The sequence below is a fragment of the Microbulbifer mixtoriginis (SeqCode) genome (genome assembly GCF_052466715.1).
Window position 1 is genome coordinate 921,916 of sequence record NZ_CP174288.1, and the last position, 19,026, is coordinate 940,941.

General features: G+C 51.5%; 19 protein-coding genes and 1 tRNA gene. 11 read left to right on the top strand and 9 right to left on the bottom strand.

The genetic code is table 11. From position 1 onward, the window contains the following. Window positions 1-205: 205 nt before the first annotated feature. The 3 genes from ACJJH9_RS04080 to ACJJH9_RS04090 all read right to left on the bottom strand — a co-directional run bounded on the left by ACJJH9_RS04080 (window position 206) and on the right by ACJJH9_RS04090 (window position 2,023). Window positions 206-637, bottom strand: coding sequence for a GFA family protein (locus tag ACJJH9_RS04080; protein ID WP_444924406.1), 432 nt, complete (start codon window positions 635-637; stop codon window positions 206-208). 585 nt (window positions 638-1,222) lie between these two features. Next, the gene (locus tag ACJJH9_RS04085; RefSeq protein ID WP_444924407.1) at window positions 1,223-1,474 is read right to left on the bottom strand and encodes a hypothetical protein; all 252 of its coding nucleotides are present in this window, start codon (window positions 1,472-1,474) and stop codon (window positions 1,223-1,225) included. A gap of 93 nt (window positions 1,475-1,567) precedes the next feature. Further along, the gene (locus ACJJH9_RS04090) at window positions 1,568-2,023 is read right to left on the bottom strand and encodes a hypothetical protein (RefSeq protein ID WP_444904082.1); all 456 of its coding nucleotides are present in this window, start codon (window positions 2,021-2,023) and stop codon (window positions 1,568-1,570) included. A gap of 388 nt (window positions 2,024-2,411) precedes the next feature. On the opposite strand from ACJJH9_RS04090, the gene ACJJH9_RS04095 reads away from it, so the two are divergent. After that, the gene (locus tag ACJJH9_RS04095; protein ID WP_444904083.1) at window positions 2,412-2,684 is read left to right on the top strand and encodes a hypothetical protein; all 273 of its coding nucleotides are present in this window, start codon (window positions 2,412-2,414) and stop codon (window positions 2,682-2,684) included. Between the two features lie 191 nt (window positions 2,685-2,875). Here the strand turns inward: ACJJH9_RS04095 and ACJJH9_RS04100 are convergent, their stop codons facing one another. Next, window positions 2,876-3,331, bottom strand: a complete 456-nt coding sequence (locus ACJJH9_RS04100) for a hypothetical protein (protein ID WP_444924408.1) — start codon at window positions 3,329-3,331, stop codon at window positions 2,876-2,878. A 715-nt stretch (window positions 3,332-4,046) separates the two neighbouring features. After that, window positions 4,047-4,133 (bottom strand) — tRNA-Leu (locus ACJJH9_RS04105). A 178-nt stretch (window positions 4,134-4,311) separates the two neighbouring features. Between ACJJH9_RS04105 and queA the strand changes: the two genes are divergently transcribed. The 4 genes from queA to secF all read left to right on the top strand — a co-directional run bounded on the left by queA (window position 4,312) and on the right by secF (window position 9,605). Then, a complete protein-coding gene (queA, locus tag ACJJH9_RS04110; protein WP_444924409.1) occupies window positions 4,312-5,385 on the top strand; it encodes a tRNA preQ1(34) S-adenosylmethionine ribosyltransferase-isomerase QueA in 1,074 nt (357 codons plus the stop codon). A gap of 14 nt (window positions 5,386-5,399) precedes the next feature. Then, the gene (gene tgt, locus ACJJH9_RS04115) at window positions 5,400-6,518 is read left to right on the top strand and encodes a tRNA guanosine(34) transglycosylase Tgt (RefSeq protein WP_444885925.1); all 1,119 of its coding nucleotides are present in this window, start codon (window positions 5,400-5,402) and stop codon (window positions 6,516-6,518) included. Window positions 6,519-6,723: 205 nt separating this feature from the next. Next, a complete protein-coding gene (gene secD, locus ACJJH9_RS04120; protein WP_444888287.1) occupies window positions 6,724-8,592 on the top strand; it encodes a protein translocase subunit SecD in 1,869 nt (622 codons plus the stop codon). 11 nt (window positions 8,593-8,603) lie between these two features. Continuing rightward, window positions 8,604-9,605, top strand: a complete 1,002-nt coding sequence (secF, locus tag ACJJH9_RS04125) for a protein translocase subunit SecF (RefSeq protein WP_252084940.1) — start codon at window positions 8,604-8,606, stop codon at window positions 9,603-9,605. Between the two features lie 135 nt (window positions 9,606-9,740). Here the strand turns inward: secF and ACJJH9_RS04130 are convergent, their stop codons facing one another. From ACJJH9_RS04130 to pyrC, 4 genes are all read right to left on the bottom strand, one after another. Further along, a complete protein-coding gene (locus ACJJH9_RS04130; RefSeq protein WP_252084941.1) occupies window positions 9,741-9,935 on the bottom strand; it encodes a PFL_1563 family small protein in 195 nt (64 codons plus the stop codon). 235 nt (window positions 9,936-10,170) lie between these two features. Further along, a complete protein-coding gene (locus tag ACJJH9_RS04135; protein ID WP_444924410.1) occupies window positions 10,171-10,536 on the bottom strand; it encodes a hypothetical protein in 366 nt (121 codons plus the stop codon). Between the two features lie 93 nt (window positions 10,537-10,629). Then, window positions 10,630-11,304, bottom strand: a complete 675-nt coding sequence (gene rnt / locus ACJJH9_RS04140) for a ribonuclease T (protein ID WP_252084942.1) — start codon at window positions 11,302-11,304, stop codon at window positions 10,630-10,632. Window positions 11,305-11,394: 90 nt separating this feature from the next. After that, on the bottom strand, window positions 11,395-12,426 hold the full coding sequence (pyrC, locus tag ACJJH9_RS04145; RefSeq protein ID WP_444924411.1) for a dihydroorotase: 1,032 nt from the start codon (window positions 12,424-12,426) through the stop codon (window positions 11,395-11,397). A gap of 321 nt (window positions 12,427-12,747) precedes the next feature. On the opposite strand from pyrC, the gene ACJJH9_RS04150 reads away from it, so the two are divergent. From ACJJH9_RS04150 to ccoG, 6 genes are all read left to right on the top strand, one after another. Then, window positions 12,748-13,968, top strand: coding sequence for an argininosuccinate synthase (locus ACJJH9_RS04150; protein ID WP_252084944.1), 1,221 nt, complete (start codon window positions 12,748-12,750; stop codon window positions 13,966-13,968). Window positions 13,969-14,155: 187 nt separating this feature from the next. Further along, window positions 14,156-15,610 carry a cytochrome-c oxidase, cbb3-type subunit I gene (gene ccoN / locus ACJJH9_RS04155; protein WP_252085974.1) on the top strand — a complete coding sequence of 485 codons (1,455 nt, stop codon included), beginning with the start codon at window positions 14,156-14,158 and terminating at the stop codon, window positions 15,608-15,610. 11 nt (window positions 15,611-15,621) lie between these two features. Continuing rightward, complete coding sequence (gene ccoO / locus ACJJH9_RS04160; protein WP_252084945.1) at window positions 15,622-16,239, top strand: cytochrome-c oxidase, cbb3-type subunit II; 618 nt, start codon at window positions 15,622-15,624, stop codon at window positions 16,237-16,239. A gap of 18 nt (window positions 16,240-16,257) precedes the next feature. Continuing rightward, a complete protein-coding gene (locus ACJJH9_RS04165; protein WP_252084946.1) occupies window positions 16,258-16,494 on the top strand; it encodes a cbb3-type cytochrome oxidase subunit 3 in 237 nt (78 codons plus the stop codon). Continuing rightward, a complete protein-coding gene (gene ccoP, locus ACJJH9_RS04170) occupies window positions 16,494-17,402 on the top strand; it encodes a cytochrome-c oxidase, cbb3-type subunit III (RefSeq protein ID WP_252084947.1) in 909 nt (302 codons plus the stop codon). The genes ACJJH9_RS04165 and ccoP overlap by 1 nt, the downstream gene beginning before the upstream one ends. Window positions 17,403-17,541: 139 nt before the next feature. Then, entirely contained in the window at window positions 17,542-18,960 is a 1,419-nt protein-coding gene (ccoG, locus tag ACJJH9_RS04175; RefSeq protein WP_444924412.1) for a cytochrome c oxidase accessory protein CcoG, read from the top strand. The last annotated feature ends 66 nt before the right edge of the window (window positions 18,961-19,026 follow it).

Sequence of the window (19,026 nt, forward strand, 5' to 3'; positions counted from 1 at the left end):
CTATTAGCTATGTTGTTTTGCACTGTTCCAATTTTAATTTTAGCTGTCACTAAAGTCGATATTTTCACTTAGGTGACAGCTCACTTGCTATTTAAATTGATTACTTTCGGTCAGATAGGGGTTGAGCCTATGACCGAAAGATTAATTTTATGTTTCTTTTCTTCGTTTAGACCTGTGGTTTTCTCTCAGTCAAAAAAATAATAATTTATTTGTAGTCATTGACAAGCTGCCCATTTGATGATCCCTTGAATTGAGGATGTTCGTCATCAATTTCGTAAAAATCAGATTTTTCGCCGGTGAAAATATGCCCCATTGTTTTCAACCCAGTTGGGCCATCTAGTGATCCTGCAATAATTCCAGTAGCATCGAGATTAAATGGTTCCCAGAATAGGCTTGATCCACATTGCTGGCAGAAACCTCTGCGGGCTACTTCTGATGTTTTATACCACGCCAGCCCGTCATCTTTTGTTCTCTTAATATTGACCTTGCGAGCCTTTGTGTGAGGGCCGAAACTTCCATGTAGCTTTTGACACATACTACAATGACAGTTAACTACGTTGCGTAGTGGCCCTTTAACCTCATACCGCACAGCTCCACATAAGCAACCACCGGAAGTAATTGAATTATTACTGTTCATATAATGAGCCTGTAGATGCAAAAATTTACTTGAATTTAGAGCTTAAATTAAGTATGCCTTTTTATTTTCAGTAATAATGATTCTTTTAAATGGAAAATGCCATTCTAATTTTACGATATAAAAATTGATGGCCTAGATAGCTATTTATTTGTTTTATCCTGAATTACAAGATGATAGCGGTTCCTAATTGTATATGTTATGAAGTCAATAGTTAAATTTAAAGTAAGATTGTGTGTTCTAGATTTAATTTATCTGAGGTGATGCTCATAGTTTTTACCAGATTCTATATCTCTGGCACATAAAAATATTATCCATGCACAGCGGGAGGTGCGGTGGTAATAAGGGGTGCCCTCAAGTGAGATTTGAGACTAGATGGAAGGGGCATTGGTTATCCCAATATGTATGGCTATTTATACAGCATTTGATCCGGTATTTTATGTGGTGTCAATATGGATGGCGCTTGAAGCTACTAATTTTGTGGGTGTCCAGAATCTCTGAACCTTATCTTTCTAGAGTCATGAGATCAGAATCTTGCTCTAACCTCATAATTAGATCCTGGCTAGTATCTACAGTTTGGTTATATATTTAAAGTAAGAGTTGTTGGCGAACAAGGTTGGCTCCGCACACATTTTGGATGAAAACCTCTATTTTGCTTTGCTTGGTGATATTTTGAAATGTTTTACCCCCCATAGAATAGAAGTTTGCATGAATTATCTCATCACCCAAATCAGGCTCGTCCGTGTCGAGTAGTTCAAATATAACATATGATCCATCATTGTGTATTTTAGCGGCATACATTCCTCTGTTTGGGTTTATAGCTTTTATCGTGGCTCTCATTTCTTATCCTTAGTGTTTTTTTGAACTCATCCGGTGTTTTATGCGGTGTCAATATGGGGCAGCTTGAAATATAACTTTTGTGGGTGTCCAGAATCACAGCAATAGATTGTTTGCGGAAGAAAATGAGGTTCTAACTATCAATGCTAGAACGATTGGTAAAAGTATTGACACAAATAGTAATTCTAAAAACACTATGAGCCGCGTTTTTAGTATGGCCAAAGCGAAAAACCATAGTTTTGAGAGTCCCGTCCGTTCAGAAATATTTGCCTTGAAAAATATTTTCTTGCTCCAGCGGTCTATGTCAGAGTAGCAACCTGTGTATAGTTGTCTGAAGTTTCCAATGAATGCTAGAAGAAATGCAATAAGCAACACATAAAATATAAGCGTCATCTCCCAGTTGCTTAAATCAATTTTGGTAAAATCAAGTTTGCCACCGATGATTAGCACAAACGCAAAAAGTAATATTTTGGGTGCTAAATTTCTCAAAAATTCCAAATAATATTTGCTTCCTTTGCCAGGGAGTCGGAGTGAATTTATTTTTCTGGGCATAATTGATTCCTTTGGGATAGGTTTTATTGAGGGGGGCTTTATTTTTATTGTTTGATATATGTACTATGCATAATGTTGTCATCAAATGGCGCTATTTCTATGGATGTCCATGATTATATTTTTTGCTACGCAGCAATGTTCTTCGTACGCAGGGGGAAGCGCTGTGATAATAGGGCGTGGTCTCTATGAAGATTTGAGCACTGGGCAGAAGAGATAATAATTACCCCCTATTTGTCTGGCTATTTATACAGTATTTGGCCCGGTATTTTATGTGGTGTCAATATGGGTGGCACTTAATGCTACCCCTTTTATGGGTTTGCAGAATAGGGGACATTGGGTCACATTAGTTAGAGGTGATTGTTACAGACCAACAATAAAGGAATCCATCATGACTATCAGCAATGCTCAAAGGCCACTTCCCAACACGCTGTTCATTGTTGGTGAAGCCCGAGACATAGCCTCCGAAAGTATGGAAGGCTTCGAGATGCTGCGAAACCTATACCACGCTATTGCCCAAGCCCCTGATGTTCCTAGCGTGATAAAAGGGCTGGCTAGAATTGGCGATTCCATAGTGCACGATTATCATAACTCGATGGATTGCCAGCGGGAGGATATGGAGGAGCTGGAGGGGCGAATAAGAAAGGAGGCTCCAGTTTTATAAGGTTCATCTAGTGAGGCTTGCTTAAGTGCTGTTAGGAGCATACTTATTGGGTGCTGTGCGCAAATATCGGTTTACTATTAGGGGCTTAAAATCAACTCATTAAGGTTATGGCGCTCCCTGCCTTAATGAGCAGAATAAACATGAACGTATCGCTCAGATTAATTTTAAAGTAATACAATAAGTTCGGATTTTTAATCTTTAGGAGGGTCTTGGATTCCGTATTTTTCACAAAGTGCATCAATTGTAGCTTGTGGTATGTTTTCGCTAACTTTAGATTTAAGAAGGTCTTCTACTGTTGCCTTCCCTTTTTCGTGGGAATAATCAAGGTTAGTCTCTTCCTTTAGGTCGAAATTTGTATTGGAAGCTATCAAAGCCATCTCATAAATATCACTTTCTTTGTGATATCTTAGCTCTTTGTTTAGATGGTTTTTAACTGCTTGGACCCATTCGATGACATCATTTATTACATTGTGTAAATAGCTGAAGAATCGATAAAGATCTTCCTTTCTTGAAAGGTCAATTTCTCTATCAAGTGTTTTTTTGCCGCCGCATGCACTAATTGCTGAGTTAATTCCAGACTCTACTACAGTTTTGTGCGCATCAAAAATCCTGTCAATTTCTCTCTCTTTGCCTGTATCAAAAAACATAAGCGGGTTGTTTTGTACAGCCCGCTTAAGGAGCTTGGAATCTAGGTGGCCGCTGCCCTTGTTTCTAAAATGACTGAATAAATTCAGATGTTTTTTTAGTCCTTTGCTTTTATCGGTAAGATTTTTGGGTTCTTTGATTTTAAGGGCTTGTATTGCGTCGTCTACATTGGAGAGGGAGATGGAAAGCCCGCGGACTGCTCTAAGAGAATCAACTTTTTATGTATATCTATCGGAGGGTAGAGGAGGGTGGACTTATAGTGGGATATTTCATCCTCAAGTAAAGTAAGCCTAAGGTAATTAGACTTCAATTCAATTTGATACTTTTCTTCTGACATCTGAACTTCCTTCAGTGCTTGGAGGGCATCTTTTGTACCCAAATTCTGAATTTATCAGTGATGTTGATGAACTTATCTAAGTGATTAGTCCCTGTCACTCGACATAAGTGAAAGAGGGTAAATTCATTACGTATGTATACGTAGGTGTTCTTAGCGTTAGCGCTATTCGAGAGTGGATCGAAGCGACTTTTTAAGTTTGGGCAAACTGGTGAGGGTGGTGCTCTAGGAGTGAAAACTTGCCTTAGGATCAAAGCAAAGGTTCACGCAGGGATAGCTAGTTTTGGGGTTAGCGGTAAGAGAGTTATGCAGGTGATACAAGTTGGGCTTTATGTTGGGTAAAGCACCGAGACATCCCTAACTCATTGATTTTAAAAGAAAGATGGTACCAGAGGCCGGACTCGAACCGGCACGCTTTTAAGGGCGGGGGATTTTGAATCCCCTGTGTCTACCAATTTCACCACTCTGGCACTTTCGCTGTTCGACCTTGGGGTCGGTGCGAAGAGGGCGTGATTATAGCAATGCTTTGGTCTGGGTCAACCAGTGATTTCAATAACTTAGCGCATTTTCTGTCGTCCCAGTTAACAGCTCCTAAAATTTCCTATAACCTTCGCGGCCTCTCCATAGTTTCTAGATTTCCAGGATTCCATGCAGCGTCAGGACTTTGACTTTCATCTGCCCGATGAGCTGATCGCCCGCGCGCCTACTGAAGAGCGCCGTGGCAGCCGTCTTTTGTGTCTGGATGGGCCCAGTGGGGCCATTGCACATCGGCAGTTCCCAGATATTCTCGACCAGGTCCAAGCTGGTGACCTGATAGTCTTTAACGATACCCGGGTGATCCCGGCGCGTTTGTTCGCGCAGAAGGAGACCGGCGGTAAGTTGGAAATCCTGGTGGAGCGGGTGCTCAACGAGACGGATATCTGGGCCCATGTGCGCTCCAGCAAGTCGCCCAAACCCGGTTCTACCATTGTTCTTGAAGACGGTACCCGTATAGAGGTGACCGGCCGCAAGGATGCACTGTTTGAATTGTCCTTCCCAAAAGAAGAGGGTGTGCTGGCGATTCTGGATCGCCTCGGCCATATGCCGCTGCCTCCTTATATTGATCGTGAAGACGACGCCAGTGATCGCGAGCGCTACCAAACCGTATACGGCCGCAACGCCGGTGCTGTAGCGGCGCCGACGGCGGGGCTGCACTTTGATGATGAAATGATCGGTGCGCTGCGGGATAAAGGTGTCGAGGTTGTCTTCGTTACCCTGCATGTGGGTGCCGGTACTTTCCAGCCGGTGCGCGTGGACAATATTTACGAGCACCAGATGCACAGCGAAGTGCTGGATGTCTCCCAAGAAGTGGTGGATGCGGTAACCGCTTGCCGCGCTCGCAATGGCAGCGTGATTGCGGTGGGTACCACCAGCGTGCGCGCGCTGGAAAGTGCGGCGCGCAGTGGCCAGTTACAGGCCATCGTGGGAGAGACAGATATCTTTATTTATCCCGGTTATGAATTCCAGGTTGTGGATAAGTTGGTCACCAACTTCCATCTACCAGAATCCACCTTATTGATGCTGGTGAGCGCCTTTGCCGGGTACCAGCATACGATGGCCGCCTATAAGGCCGCAGTTGAGGAGCGTTACCGCTTCTTTAGTTACGGCGATGCCATGTTTATTACCCGCGATCCCAATGCCAAAAAAGAAGAAGTCGCACCAGCGAAAGGAGATACCCAGTGAGCCGCGAATGTTTTATGCAGTTTGAAGTGGATACCACTGATGGCAAGGCCCGTCGCGGCCGCTTGCGCTTCCCTCGCGGTGTGGTGGAAACCCCGGCGTTTATGCCGGTGGGTACTTACGGCACCGTGAAAGGCATGTTGCCGAGGGATATCGAAGGGATCGGTGCACAAATTATTCTGGGCAATACTTTCCACCTGATGCTGCGCCCGGGTACCGAAGTGGTTAAAGCCCACGGCGATCTGCACGATTTCACTCAATGGTCCGGACCGATCCTCACCGACTCCGGCGGTTTCCAGGTGTTTAGCCTGGGTGAGCTGCGCAAGATTACGGAGGAGGGGGTTTCCTTCCGCTCGCCGATCGATGGCAGCCCGGTATTCCTGGACCCGGAAGAATCCATGCGGGTTCAGCGGGACCTGGGTTCCGATATCGTCATGATCTTCGATGAGTGCACCCCTTATCCGGCCACTACCGATGAAGCGCGTAAATCTATGGAGTTGTCCCTGCGTTGGGCGGAGCGCTCCAAGAAGGCCCACGGCGATAGCCCATCGGCGCTGTTCGGTATTGTGCAGGGTGGTATGTACCCGGAGTTGCGCGATGTGTCCCTGCGCGGCCTCACCGAGATTGGTTTCGATGGCTATGCCATTGGCGGCCTGTCTGTGGGTGAGCCGAAAGAGGAGATGATCAAGGTATTGGATCACCTAGCGCACAAGATGCCGGAAGATAAACCGCGCTACCTGATGGGCGTGGGCAAGCCGGAGGATATTGTCGAGGCGGTTCGCCGTGGGGTGGATATGTTTGACTGCGTCATGCCCACGCGCAATGCGCGCAACGGCCACCTGTTTACCTTCGAGGGTGTGGTGAAAATCCGCAACGCCAAGCACCGCCACGATACGGGCCCCTTGGAGGAAGAGTGCGATTGCTACACCTGTGAGAACTTCTCCCGAGCTTACCTGCATCACCTGGATCGCTGCGGTGAAATTCTCGGTGCGCAGCTGAATACCATTCACAATCTGCGCCACTACCAGCGCCTGATGCAAAAGCTGCGCGATGCCATTGCCGCCAACGAGTTGGAGGCGTATGTCGCGGAGTTCTACCGCGGCCTGGGCCGTGAGGTGCCGCCGCTGCAGGCCTAACCCTGTCGCACTTTTATCCTATCTGGGGCGCAGTCGATCGCACGATTGTGCCCCTGTCATTTGTCCGTTCATTCGATCCCCGTATAATCGCTCCCACTTTTGTCGGCGGCTGTGCACCTTGCAATTTGTGTACTGCGCCCACATATCCAGGCAGATTGCCAAGATTTACCGGCCCTCGGGGTCACACTAGAACAATGAGAACAGCATGAATCGCTACCCGATCTGGAAGTACTTTCTGATTCTCGCGGTTGTGGCCTTCGGCCTGATCTACGCCGCGCCCAACCTCTACAAGCCGGACCCTGCGGTGCAGATTTCCGGGCAGTCCAGTGCCATGGAGATGGACGAGAACGTCCTCACCAAGGCGCGCAAAGCCCTGGATGAGGCGGGTATCCCCCACTTCGGTGGTGAGGTTGGTGACAAGGCGATTTTGATTCGCCTCGAGTCCATCGACCAGCAGCTACCTGCCAAGCGCGCGATTCAGGAGGCTCTGGGGCACAGCGACTATGTGGTTGCTCTAAACCTGGCATCGACTACCCCCCAGTGGCTCAGTGATATCGGCGCCAGCCCGATGAAGCTGGGTCTCGATCTGGCCGGTGGTGTGCACTTCCTGATGGAGGTGGATACCAACACCATCGTAAAAACCAATATGGAAGGCTATGTGCAGGATGTGAAAACCAAACTGCGCGCGGCCAAGGCCCGTTACCGTAGCGTTAACCTGATCGACGATCGCGAGATTGTGGCGCGTTTCCGCAACGAGGAGCTGCGCAGCCTGGCCCTTTCCACCATGCGCAAGGAATTCCCGCAGTTGCAACTGCGCGAGACCGGCAGTGGCGAGAACCTGGAAATCCGGGCCACCTTGTCTGAGCAAGAGATCAAGCAACTTGAGGATTACGCGGTTTCCCAGAACCTCACCACCCTGCGCAACCGGGTGAATGAGCTGGGTGTGGCCGAGCCGATCGTACAGCGCCAGGGGCGCAACCGTATTGTGGTGGAGCTGCCCGGTGTTCAAGACACTGCCGAAGCCAAGCGGATTATCGGTAAGACCGCGAACCTGGAATACCGTATGGAGGCCCGCCCCGATGAGCTGGTCACCAACAAAGAGTACTTCGAGTACCGCAGCGAGCGCCAACAGCAGATGTACGGCGGCGCCTGGCTGGAGCGCAAGATCATCATCAAGGGTGACAGCGTAACCAATGCGCGTGTCGGCTACGATGAGAGCGGTCTTCCCCAGGTGAATATCACCCTGGATTCCCGTGGTGGTGAGCTGATGCACCGTGCCACCTGGAAGAATGTCGGCCGCCGAATGGGCACCCTGTTTATCGAGACCCGTTTTACCCCGCAGACCAAAACGGATGCCGAGGGCAATGAGATTGTCGAGCAGGTTAGAACCGAAGATAAAAAGATTATCAGCCTGGCCACCGTGCAGAGCGCCCTGGGTAAACAGTTCCGTGTAACCGGACTGGACAGCCCGGCAGAAGCCCAGGAACTGGCCCTGCTGCTGCGCGCTGGTGCGCTGGCCGCTCCCATGTACTTTGTGGAAGAGCGTGTGATCGGCCCGTCCTTGGGTGCGGATAACATCAAGGTGGGTGTGCAATCGGTACAGATCGGTCTGCTCGCAGTCATTATTTGTATGCTGATCTCTTACCGGGTATTTGGTCTCGCCGCCAATATCGCCCTGGCGGTCAATATGATTCTGCTGGTGGCGGTGATGTCGATTCTCGGCGCCACCCTGACGCTACCGGGTATCGCCGGTATCGTATTGACCGTGGGTATGGCGGTGGATGCCAACGTGCTGATCTTCTCGCGAATACGGGAGGAGCTCAGGAATGGGATGCCTCCCCAAACGGCGATTAGTGCCGGTTTCGATAACGCCTACAGCACCATTGTGGATGCGAATATCACTACCCTGATTGTGGCGGTGATCCTCTATGCTATCGGCTCCGGCCCTGTACAGGGCTTCGCGGTGACCCTGTCTATCGGTATTCTCACCTCTATGTTTAGTGCCATCATGGGCACACGCGCAATCATCAACTTGTTCTACGGCGGTCGCCGTGTACAGAAACTCTGGATTTAAGGAGGCTGGCCATGAGTGAGACCAAAGTGGAAAGCGGAAAGATTACCGAGTACATGGGCAAGCGCGTGTACGACTTTATGCGCTGGCGCAAGTTTGCCACCGTACTATCCGTTGTACTGGTGCTGGCTTCGATCGGGATACTGGCGGCCAAGGGCCTGAAGTTCGGTCTGGACTTTACCGGCGGTACCCAGGTAGAAGTGGGTTACGAGGTTACTCCGTTTATTAACGACGTGCGCACTCAGTTGGAAGATGCCGGCTTCGAAGGTGCCACGGTTGTTAACTACGGCTCCGATAACGAGCTGATGATCAAGTTGCCCCCAGAGGTAGCCGAAGAAGAGACTCGTATTAGCGCCACCGATCAAGAGACCACTACGCCTATTGGTGACAAGGTGGTTGAAGTTCTACGTGCCGGCAGTGAGGGCACCGTTACCCTGCGCCGGGTCGAACTGGTCGGCCCGCAAGTGGGTGCTGAGCTGCGCGACGACGGCGGCCTGGGTATGTTGGTAGCGCTGGCACTGGTGATGATGTATGTGGCTTTGCGCTTCCAGTACAAGTTCTCGGTTGGCGCGGTAGCGGCATTGGGCCACGACGTCATTATTGTGCTGGGCTTCTTTGCTCTGATGGGGCTGGACTTCGATCTGACCGTGTTGGCGGCGGTGCTGGCGGTGATCGGTTACTCGTTGAACGATACTATCGTGGTATCCGACCGTATCCGAGAGAATTTCCGTAAAGTGCGCAAAGCAGAGTCGGAGGAGATTATTAACATCTCTATTAGTCAGACCCTGGGCCGTACCTTTATGACCTCTTTCACCACCTTGTTAGTGCTTTGGGCACTGCAGTTCTTTGGTGGTGAGCTGATCCACAACTTCTCCCTGGCGTTGATCGTCGGTGTGGTTGTGGGTACTTACTCGTCTGTTTACGTCGCAGCGAACGTGCTGATGGCATTGAAGATCAGTAAAGAGGATCTGATGCCGCCGGTGAAGGAAGGCGCAGAGCTGGAAGAAATGCCCTAATCAGGAAGAGCTTCCAAATAAAAAAAGGCCGCTGTTTAGCGGCCTTTTTTTTGCCCCGATTGTTCAGTCCTGACAAGCAAATACTGATCCCGGGGTTTTCACTGTGGGGTGATTTGCGTAGCTAGTGGCAAACAGTTAGCTGCGAGGTTTTTTGCCCAGAGTGATATGTTTGGGGCCGGAAGTGTTGGTCTGGCCGCTGACACCCTTGGGGACCTGCTCGATCTCGCCACCCTTCTCCAAAAAGGCTTGCACTTGCGCCTCAATACTCTCGCTGGTCTCTAAGGGGGCGGTCTGCTTACGACTGGAAGAGGAGGATGCTTTTTTGGCCACGGTGACTGTCCGGTGTTTTGGGTTGGCCAGTCATCATACAGCAAATTGGATAAAAAAGCATCCAACTGCCTAAGTGGCACTCATAGTGCACAGTTTGCCGCCATTAAAGCAGCAAGGATATTGCCGCCGCCAGCAGTGGCGACTTACTTTGTACGTGATAATGGGAACTTAGCAGTCGCGCAAAATAAGGCGTCCCGCGGAACCCCAGAAGGGGGGAATAAACTGCTTGGCGCTGTTATGTGTGATCATTATCACCAGACTTTGAGAAAAGCCAAGTTCCATCCTGGATTAGGATGCGTAATGTGATTGGGAGAATTGCAATCGCTACCAGCATCTTCATTGAAAATGCCACCCACTTAGGTACACCTTTAATGGCGGAGTAGATTCCTATAAGCCAGCAGATGGATAAAGCTACGTAGAAATATGGAGAATCCAGCAGTGAAAACATCCAATCCCCACGTATGTGAGCAGAGCTAGAGCCTCCAGCGCCCCCCAAAAATACAAAAGGAATCATTAAACCAAAGACGAAGCCTGTGGCGAGTACACAATATATTACTGCTTTCGCAACAACCTCCGGCTTACTCGGTTTGTACTCCACCATTACCTCACACAATAAGTGATTAAGAATCGCGAGAGCGATGATCGCCTCTCCAGCTCCACCTGGAGCTCACCTAAGTAAGAGGCTCGCAGAGAATTATTCGGTCTCCTGCTCCAGGAGTTCGGTATTGGCCACTGGCCAGCCACCCAGCTCCCGCCATTTGTTGACGATACCGCAGAACAGGGTTGCGGTTTTTTCCGCGTCGTATTCGGCGGAGTGGGCGCAGCTATTGTCGAACTCAATGCCGGCTACCTGGCAGGCTTTCGCCAGCACGGTTTGGCCGTAGGCGAGCCCGGCGAGGGTAGCGGTGTCAAAGCAGGAGAAGGGGTGGAAGGGATTGCGCTTGATCCCGGTCCGTTCAACCGCGGCATTCACAAAGCCCAGGTCGAAGTGGGCGTTGTGGGCAACCATAATGGCGCGGGTGCAGCTGTGTTTCTTCACGGCACTGCGGATCTTGCGGAACATTTCCGGTAGGGCGATTTCCTCGGGCCAGGCCTCGCGCTCGGGGGATTCCAGATCGATGCCGATAAAGTCGAGCGCCGATTGCTCCACATTGGCGCCATCGAATGGTTCCAGGTGAAAGCTGTGGGTTTCCAGCGGGAAAAGTTTCCCCTCTTCATCCATATCCAGGATTACCGCCGAAATTTCCAGCAGGGCATCGGTGCGCGCATTAAAGCCGCCGGTTTCCAGATCGATCACAACCGGCAGGAAGCCGCGAAATCGCTGGGCAAGGGAGCTCTTTGGTCCTGTGGGTTCTTCGGCCGGGGTCACTTTGGGTCCTTGTAAATCTCAGTTGTGCCGGGGTAAATCCGGCGGGGTAGGGGATTCGCGGGCTTGGGCCCGCGAGGGTTTGAACTGGAATTATACGAGCTTCCAGTTCAGGGTTTCACCGGCGGCCAGGGGGATCAGCTTTTCGCCGCCCATATCCAGCGCTTCGGGAAGTGCCCAGGCCTGCTTCACCAGAGTGATGGTGTCCTGATTGCGCGGCAGACCGTAGAAATCCGGGCCGAAATTGCTGGCGAAGCCTTCGAGCTTATCCAGCTTACCGGCGCGCTCAAAGGCTTCGGCGTACAGCTCGATAGCGGAGTAAGCGGTGTAGCAACCGGCACAGCCGCACTCGTGCTCTTTCTTGTGGTGCGCGTGGGGGGCCGAGTCAGTGCCGAGGAAAAATTTCGGGCTGCCACTGGTGGCGGCTTCAATCAGTGCGGACTGATGATCGCCGCGCTTGAGAATTGGCAGGCAGTAGAAATGCGGGCGAATACCGCCAACCAGCATATGGTTGCGGTTGTACAGCAGATGGTGCGCGGTAATCGTCGCAGCAACGCCTTCGCGGGCATTTTGCACAAACTCAGCGGCATTGGCGGTTGTGATGTGCTCAAAAACCACTTTTAGAGTGGGGAAATCTTCTACCAGGCGCGCTAGGGTCTTCTCGATAAATACCTGCTCGCGGTCGAAAATATCGATATCGCTGGTGGTGACCTCACCGTGTACCAACAGCTTCATGCCGCAGGACTGCATTTCTTCCAAAGCCGGGTAAATATTGGCGATGTCAGTTACGCCGGAATCGGAGTTGGTGGTGGCACCAGCCGGGTAGAGTTTTGCTGCGATTACGCCGCTGGCGTGGGCCTGGCGAATCACTTCGGCATCGGTTTTGTCGGTGAGGTAAATCACCATCAGCGGTTCAAAGGTGCGGCCGGCTGGGATATGCGCGAGAATGCGCTCGCGATATGCGGCTGCGCCTTCACCGGTGGTGACGGGCGGTACCAGGTTTGGCATCACAATTGCGCGGTGGAATTGTCGGGCGGCATCGCCAACGGTGCGTTCCAGGGCGGTGCCATCACGCAGGTGAATATGCCAGTCGTCGGGGGCGCGAAGAGTGATTTGCTCCGTCATGGTACTCCAGGATATCAATTGCTGTAGAAGTGTCTCTGTGCGGCGCGCATGCTACCCGATGCAGGGTCAAAATGCGATGCGCGGTCCGGTTAAAAGTTAATCAATTGTATAGACTCTCACCTTGGCGCTAGTCGATTGCGAGCAGAGGCGCTACAATCGCGCCCCGATAAAGTGTGTGGGTATTAATTGTGCCCATAAATACCGAGCCTGGGCATACCTCCAAGAATAACCTCCCCCAGAACGAAACAAACTTCACAGATAGGTGATTCCAATCGCCGCACTTTGATCGTGGCGGCAAAAATCCAGCAGCAGAGGACAGCAATGAGCAAAATCGAGAAGGTAGTACTGGCATATTCCGGCGGACTGGATACTTCAGTGATTGTGCGATGGCTGCAGGATACTTACGGCTGTGAAGTAGTGACCTTCACTGCGGATATTGGCCAGGGTGAGGAAGTTGAACCGGCGCGGGCCAAGGCCGAGGCGCTCGGTGTGAAAGAGATTTATATCGACGATCTGCGCGAGGAATATGTGCGGGACTTCGTTTTCCCGATGTTCCGTGCCAATGCGATTTACGAGGGCGAGTACCTGCTGGGCACCTCTATCGCGCGTCCGCTGATCGCCAAGCGCTTGATTGAAATTGCCAACGAAACTGGTGCCGATGCTATTTCCCATGGTGCCACCGGTAAAGGCAACGACCAGGTGCGCTTTGAGCTGGGTGCCTACGCACTGAAGCCGGGTATTCAGGTAATCGCGCCCTGGCGCGAATGGGACTTAAATTCCCGCGAAAAGCTGATGCAATACTGCGAACAGCACAAGATTCCAGTGGATTTCTCTTCTACGAAGAAAAAATCCCCTTACTCGATGGATGCCAACCTGCTGCATATTTCCTACGAGGGCGGCATCCTCGAAGACCCCTGGGCGGAAGCCGAGGAAGACATGTGGCGCTGGAGTGTGAGCCCGGAGGCCGCACCAGAAGAGCCGACTTACATCACCATCGGCTTTGAGAAAGGTGATCCAGTCTCAATCGATGGTGAGCGTTTGAGCCCGGCCACCCTGCTGGAAAAACTGAACAAGTTGGGTGGAGCTAACGGCATTGGCCGCCTGGATATTGTGGAAAACCGCTATGTGGGTATGAAATCCCGCGGTTGTTACGAAACTCCCGGTGGAACAATTTTGATGAAGGCGCACCGCGCTATCGAGTCCATTACGCTGGATCGCGAAGTGGCGCATATGAAAGATTCCTTGATGCCGCGCTACGCGGATCTTGTGTACAACGGTTACTGGTGGTCGCCTGAACGCCGCATGTTGCAGGCCGCTATCGATGAATCCCAGGAAGTGGTGAATGGTGAAGTACGCCTGAAACTCTACAAGGGTAGTGTCAGTGCAGTAGGCCGCCGCTCTGTAGATAGCCTCTTCGATGAGCGTATCGCAACCTTCGAGGATGATGCTGGAGCCTACAACCAAAAAGATGCAGAGGGCTTTATCAAGCTCAATGCTCTGCGCCTGCGCATCGCCGCCGGTAAAGGAAGAAAATTGATTTAGTCGGCTTAGTTGATTTAGATCAGTCAAGGCTGGAAATGGATGCGCTTAAATCCTTTTCTGGCCAACAGTGACAGTTATGTGTATGCCTTCGACGTTATGAGCGGGTTCATACATGACTGCTGCAGACCCAGTGGTGGGCCAGGCCCGCTCAGTGGAACCGAATTTTAAAAGCAACGGAAGTAAAAACATGACGACAACGGTGGCAAAGACCGGCCCTGTGCCGGACTATGACTACAATATCGTGCGCCAGTTCACCATCATGTCCGTGGTCTGGGGCATCTTTGGTATGGGCATGGGCGTATTGATCGCGGCTCAGCTGGCCTGGCCCGAGCTGAACGATTTCTGGCAGCCCTTCTCGCACTTTGGGCGATTGAGGCCACTGCACACTAATGCGGTTATCTTCGCATTCGGTGGTAGTGTTCTGTTTGCCACCTCCTACTATGTGGTGCAGCGCACCTGTCAGGTTCGCCTTTGGGGCGGCTGGCTGATTCCCTTCACCTTCTGGGGATGGCAGGTCGTTATCGTGGCAGCGGCTATTACCCTGCCGATGGGCTTTACCTCCACCAAGGAATACGCTGAGCTGGAATGGCCGATCGATATCCTGATCGCCGTAGTTTGGGTTGCCTATGCACTGGTGTTCTTCGGCACCATCATGAAGCGCAAGACTTCCCACATCTACGTTGCCAACTGGTTCTTCGGTGCTTATATCATCACCATTGCCGTACTCCATATTATTAATAATTTGGAAATTCCGGTTGCTCCGTTCAAGTCTTACTCCATCTACTCCGGTACCAAGGATGCGATGATCCAGTGGTGGTACGGCCACAACGCGGTAGGCTTCTTCCTGACTGCAGCCTTCCTCGGCATCATGTACTACTTCGTACCTAAGCAAGCTGGTCGTCCGGTTTACTCCTACCAGCTGTCTATCGTTCACTTCTGGGCACTGATTTCCCTGTACGTTTGGGCCGGTGGTCACCATCTGCACTACTCAGCGCTGCCCGACTGGGCGCAGAGCCTGGCGATGGTAATGTCCCTGATCCTGTTGGCGCCTTCCTGGGGCGGTATGATCAACGGCATCATGACCCTGTCTGGCGCTTGGCATAAGCTGCGCACCGATCCTACCTTGCGCTTCCTGGTGGTATCCCTGTCCTTCTACGGTATGTCCACCTTCGAAGGCCCGATGATGTCCATCAAGACTGTGAACGCTCTGTCTCACAACACCGACTGGACTATCGGTCACGTACATTCCGGCGCATTGGGCTGGGTTGCGATGATCTCTATCGGTGCTCTGTACCACCTGGTTCCGGTTCTGTGGAAGCGTCGTGAAATGTACAGCACCAAGCTGATCAACGCGCACTTCTGGCTGGCCACTGTAGGTACGGTTCTGTACATCGCTGCGATGTGGGTAAACGGTATTACCCAGGGCTTGATGTGGCGTGCATTTAACGCCGACGGCACCCTGACTTACAGCTTCGTGGAAAGTGTTGTTGCGAGCCACCCGGGCTATGTGGTGCGCTGGTTGGGCGGTGCCATGTTCCTGGTCGGTATGCTGCTGATGGCTTACAACGTCTACCGCACGATTACTGAGAAAGTAAACGATGCCGAAGCCGATAACACCGTTCGTGCAGTGCCTGCGGCATAGGAGTTTAGATCGTGAAGAATCATGACATCGTAGAAAAAAATATCGGCTGGATGATCTTTTTCACCATTATCGCCATCAGCTTTGGTGCTCTGGTAGAGATTGTCCCGCAGTTCTTTACCAAGGCGAACTACACTCCGCTGCCGGGTCAGAAGCCGCTGACCGCAATAGAGCTGGAAGGCCGCGATATCTATATTCGCGAAGGCTGTCACGTATGCCACACCCAGATGGTGCGCCCACTGCGCGCCGAGGTGGAGCGTTACGGCCACTATTCCATGGCACAGGAATCCGTGTACGAGCATCCCTTCCTGTGGGGCTCCAAGCGTACTGGTCCTGACCTGGCCCGTGTGGGCGGCCGCTATTCCGATGAATGGCAGCGTGCTCACCTGTACAACCCGCGCAGTGTAGTGCCTGAATCCATCATGCCGGCCTACCCCTGGTTGTTCGACAATGTGGTTACTGGTAATTACACCGCGCGTAAGATGGAAGCGCTGCGCCTGGTCGGTGTGCCCTACACCGATGAGGATATCGCCAATGCCGCTGAGCCTTTCAAAGGTGGCAAGGTGAAAGAAATTGATGCGCTGGTCGCTTACTTGCAACAGCTGGGTACCCTGGTTACCCAAAAACGCTAATAGCGAGGAAGGAAACTCGTGACTATCGAAACTTTGCGGGAAATCGGACTGGTTCTGGGATCACTGGCCTTTCTGGCTATTTGCTGGTGGGCTTTCTCTCCGAAGCGCAAGAAGCGCTTCGAAGAAGATGCCAATTTGCCATTTGCCGATGATGAGCAGCAAGCCGATAAGGATGATTCGTCGGCTGCTCAGAAGGACGAATCCAAATCCGGGCAAAAGCCCGGGACTGAACGAAAACAGGGGCAGGATAAGTAATGAGTACATTCTGGAGTGTGTGGGTAATTGTACTCACCCTCGCCAATCTGGCGTTGATTACCTGGGTGTTGTTCGCCAACCGAAAAGTAGCGGTTGACGACCAGGCTGAACCGGAAAACAAAACAACCGGCCACGTCTACGACGGTATTGAGGAGTACGACAATCCTCTTCCCAAGTGGTGGTTCTTGCTGTTTATCGCCACACTGGTGTTCTCAGCAGTTTACCTGGTGATCTACCCAGGCCTGGGTAACTTCAAAGGCCTTGGTGGTTGGTCATCTGTCGGCGCGTTGGAAGCTTCTCAGGCTAAGGCCCAGGAAAAGTTCGACGAGCAGTTTGGCAAATACCTTGATATGCCTATTGAGCAGATTGCGCAGAGCCCGGAAGCCCTAAAAATGGGTTCTCGAATCTTCGCTAACAACTGTGCGGTGTGTCACGGTGCCGATGCCGGCGGTAACTTTGGCTTCCCCAACCTGACTGATAACGCCTGGTTGTACGGTGGTACCCCGGAGAAAATCCTTGAGACCCTATACAATGGGCGTCAGGGGATGATGCCTCCACAGGGTCCGATTATTGGTGAAGAGGGTGTGCGCAATGCCACCGAGTATGTGCTCTCCCTCAATGGCCTAAACCACGACAAGGCGATGGCTGCTGAAGGCCAGAAGGTGTTTAACACTGTATGTATGGCCTGTCACGGAATGGACGCCAAGGGTAATCAAGCCCTGGGCGCTCCCAACCTGACCGACGATCTGTGGCTCTACGGCAGCAGCCGGGAGCAGATCCAGCACACCATTCGCAGTGGGCGCTCCAATATGATGCCCGCGCAGAGAGATAAACTGCGTGAAGACAAAATCCGCCTGGTAGCGGCTTATGTCTACAGCCTGTCCCAGCAGGACGAAGAACAGCAGTAATTTACTATTGAGGCCCGGCATTTGCTGGGCCTTGTTTTTTCAAGGGACTCCGGGCGCTGCAGGGACGGAGAAAAAAGCCTCAAAATAAGTGGCTACCTGGCCCGCGTACAAGATGTGTCCGTGCGAGAGTGAGGTTTGTGTGAGTGATTTAATTCCAACCCGTGAGGAACAGGAAGGTGATGGCGAGGTTCGCTATCGCATGCTGTATGAGTCGGACGATAAAATTTATATCCGACATATCAAGGGTGTTTTCACCCGTATCCGCAAATATACTGGCCTGCCGTTGTTGCTGGCTTTCTTCTTTCTTCCCTGGATCAATATCGACGGGCGCCAGTCAGTCTTTTTTGATCTTCCCACCCGACAATTTCATATTTTCTGGACAACCTTTGGCCCCCAGGACGGCTTCCTACTAGCTTGGCTGCTGATTATTGCCGCCTTCGCCCTGTTTGCTATTACCACCTGGATGGGGCGGGTCTGGTGTGGCTTCACTTGCCCTCAGACCGTATGGACCATGATGTTTATGTGGGCAGAGCGTATCTGCGAGGGTGATCGCAACAAGCGCATGAAGTTGGATAAGGCGCCATGGAACGCGGAAAAGGTTCTGCGCAAGGGCGGCACGCACGCTTTATGGCTGTTGATTTCTCTGGCTACAGCCTTGGCTTTCGTTGGCTACTTCTATGGCATTCGTGAGCTGGTTGTAGACCTCGCCACCTTCCAAGCTCATCCGCAAGGTGTCTTCTGGGTAGCCTTCTTTACCTTTGCCACTTACATGAACGCGGGCTTCTTGCGGGAACAGGTATGTAAATACATGTGCCCTTATGCGCGCTTCCAGTCGGTGATGTACGACGAGGATACCCTTGCGGTTTACTACGATGCCAAGCGTGGTGAGACTCGCGGGCCGCGCAAAAAGAACGTGGACTACAAAGCCGAAGGTATGGGTGACTGTATCGATTGCTATTGGTGTGTGCAGGTTTGCCCGGTGGATATCGACATTCGCGATGGCTTGCAGTTTGAGTGTATCAACTGCGGTCTCTGTGTCGATGCTTGTAACAGCGTCATGGATAAGATGGGCTATGAACAGGGCTTAATTCGCTTCACCTCTGAAGACGAGCTACAGACTGGCAAGACGAACTTTTTACGTCCGCGACTGTTTGGCTACGCAGTCGTTTTGCTGGCCATGATAGGATTGTTTTCGCATCAGGTGGCAACTCGCAGTCCTATCGAGGCAGAAGTCACCCGTGACCGCGGTGCCCGTATGTATCGGGTTTCACAAGGGTTGGTGCAGAATGTGTATACCGTGAAGATCAACAATATGGATCAGGCAGCTCATGAGTTCACGATCCGTGTTGAGGGCAATCCGAATTATGACTATTCGGTGCGCAAACCGCGCAATATTTACCTGAAGGCCGGGGAGATCTACCCGGTACCGATTCGGGTGAGTGTGCCCGAGACCCAGCTGAAGGACACCAAGCACGATATTGATATCGTGGTGCAGGCTGTCGATGACCCGGAGCTGGTCAATAAGCATCGAGCGGTATTTATTGGTCCCAAGCAGTAGACGGGAAGCCGTTCCCGTTGCAAAGTACGGGCCCGCTCAGGCGGGCTCTGCTTTTCTGCATAAAAC

Coding starts and splice junctions, on each gene's coding strand:
- ACJJH9_RS04135 (WP_444924410.1), bottom strand. CDS start 10,536: ATGGTGGAGTACAAACCGAGTAAGCCGGAGGTTGTTGCGAAAGCAGTA.
- ACJJH9_RS04100 (WP_444924408.1), bottom strand. CDS start 3,331: ATGTTTTTTGATACAGGCAAAGAGAGAGAAATTGACAGGATTTTTGAT.
- ACJJH9_RS04085 (WP_444924407.1), bottom strand. CDS start 1,474: ATGAGAGCCACGATAAAAGCTATAAACCCAAACAGAGGAATGTATGCC.
- pyrC (WP_444924411.1), bottom strand. CDS start 12,426: ATGACGGAGCAAATCACTCTTCGCGCCCCCGACGACTGGCATATTCAC.
- ACJJH9_RS04090 (WP_444904082.1), bottom strand. CDS start 2,023: ATGCCCAGAAAAATAAATTCACTCCGACTCCCTGGCAAAGGAAGCAAA.
- tgt (WP_444885925.1), top strand. CDS start 5,400: ATGCAGTTTGAAGTGGATACCACTGATGGCAAGGCCCGTCGCGGCCGC.
- ACJJH9_RS04150 (WP_252084944.1), top strand. CDS start 12,748: ATGAGCAAAATCGAGAAGGTAGTACTGGCATATTCCGGCGGACTGGAT.
- ccoN (WP_252085974.1), top strand. CDS start 14,156: ATGACGACAACGGTGGCAAAGACCGGCCCTGTGCCGGACTATGACTAC.
- secD (WP_444888287.1), top strand. CDS start 6,724: ATGAATCGCTACCCGATCTGGAAGTACTTTCTGATTCTCGCGGTTGTG.
- ccoP (WP_252084947.1), top strand. CDS start 16,494: ATGAGTACATTCTGGAGTGTGTGGGTAATTGTACTCACCCTCGCCAAT.
- queA (WP_444924409.1), top strand. CDS start 4,312: ATGCAGCGTCAGGACTTTGACTTTCATCTGCCCGATGAGCTGATCGCC.
- secF (WP_252084940.1), top strand. CDS start 8,604: ATGAGTGAGACCAAAGTGGAAAGCGGAAAGATTACCGAGTACATGGGC.
- ACJJH9_RS04080 (WP_444924406.1), bottom strand. CDS start 637: ATGAACAGTAATAATTCAATTACTTCCGGTGGTTGCTTATGTGGAGCT.
- ACJJH9_RS04095 (WP_444904083.1), top strand. CDS start 2,412: ATGACTATCAGCAATGCTCAAAGGCCACTTCCCAACACGCTGTTCATT.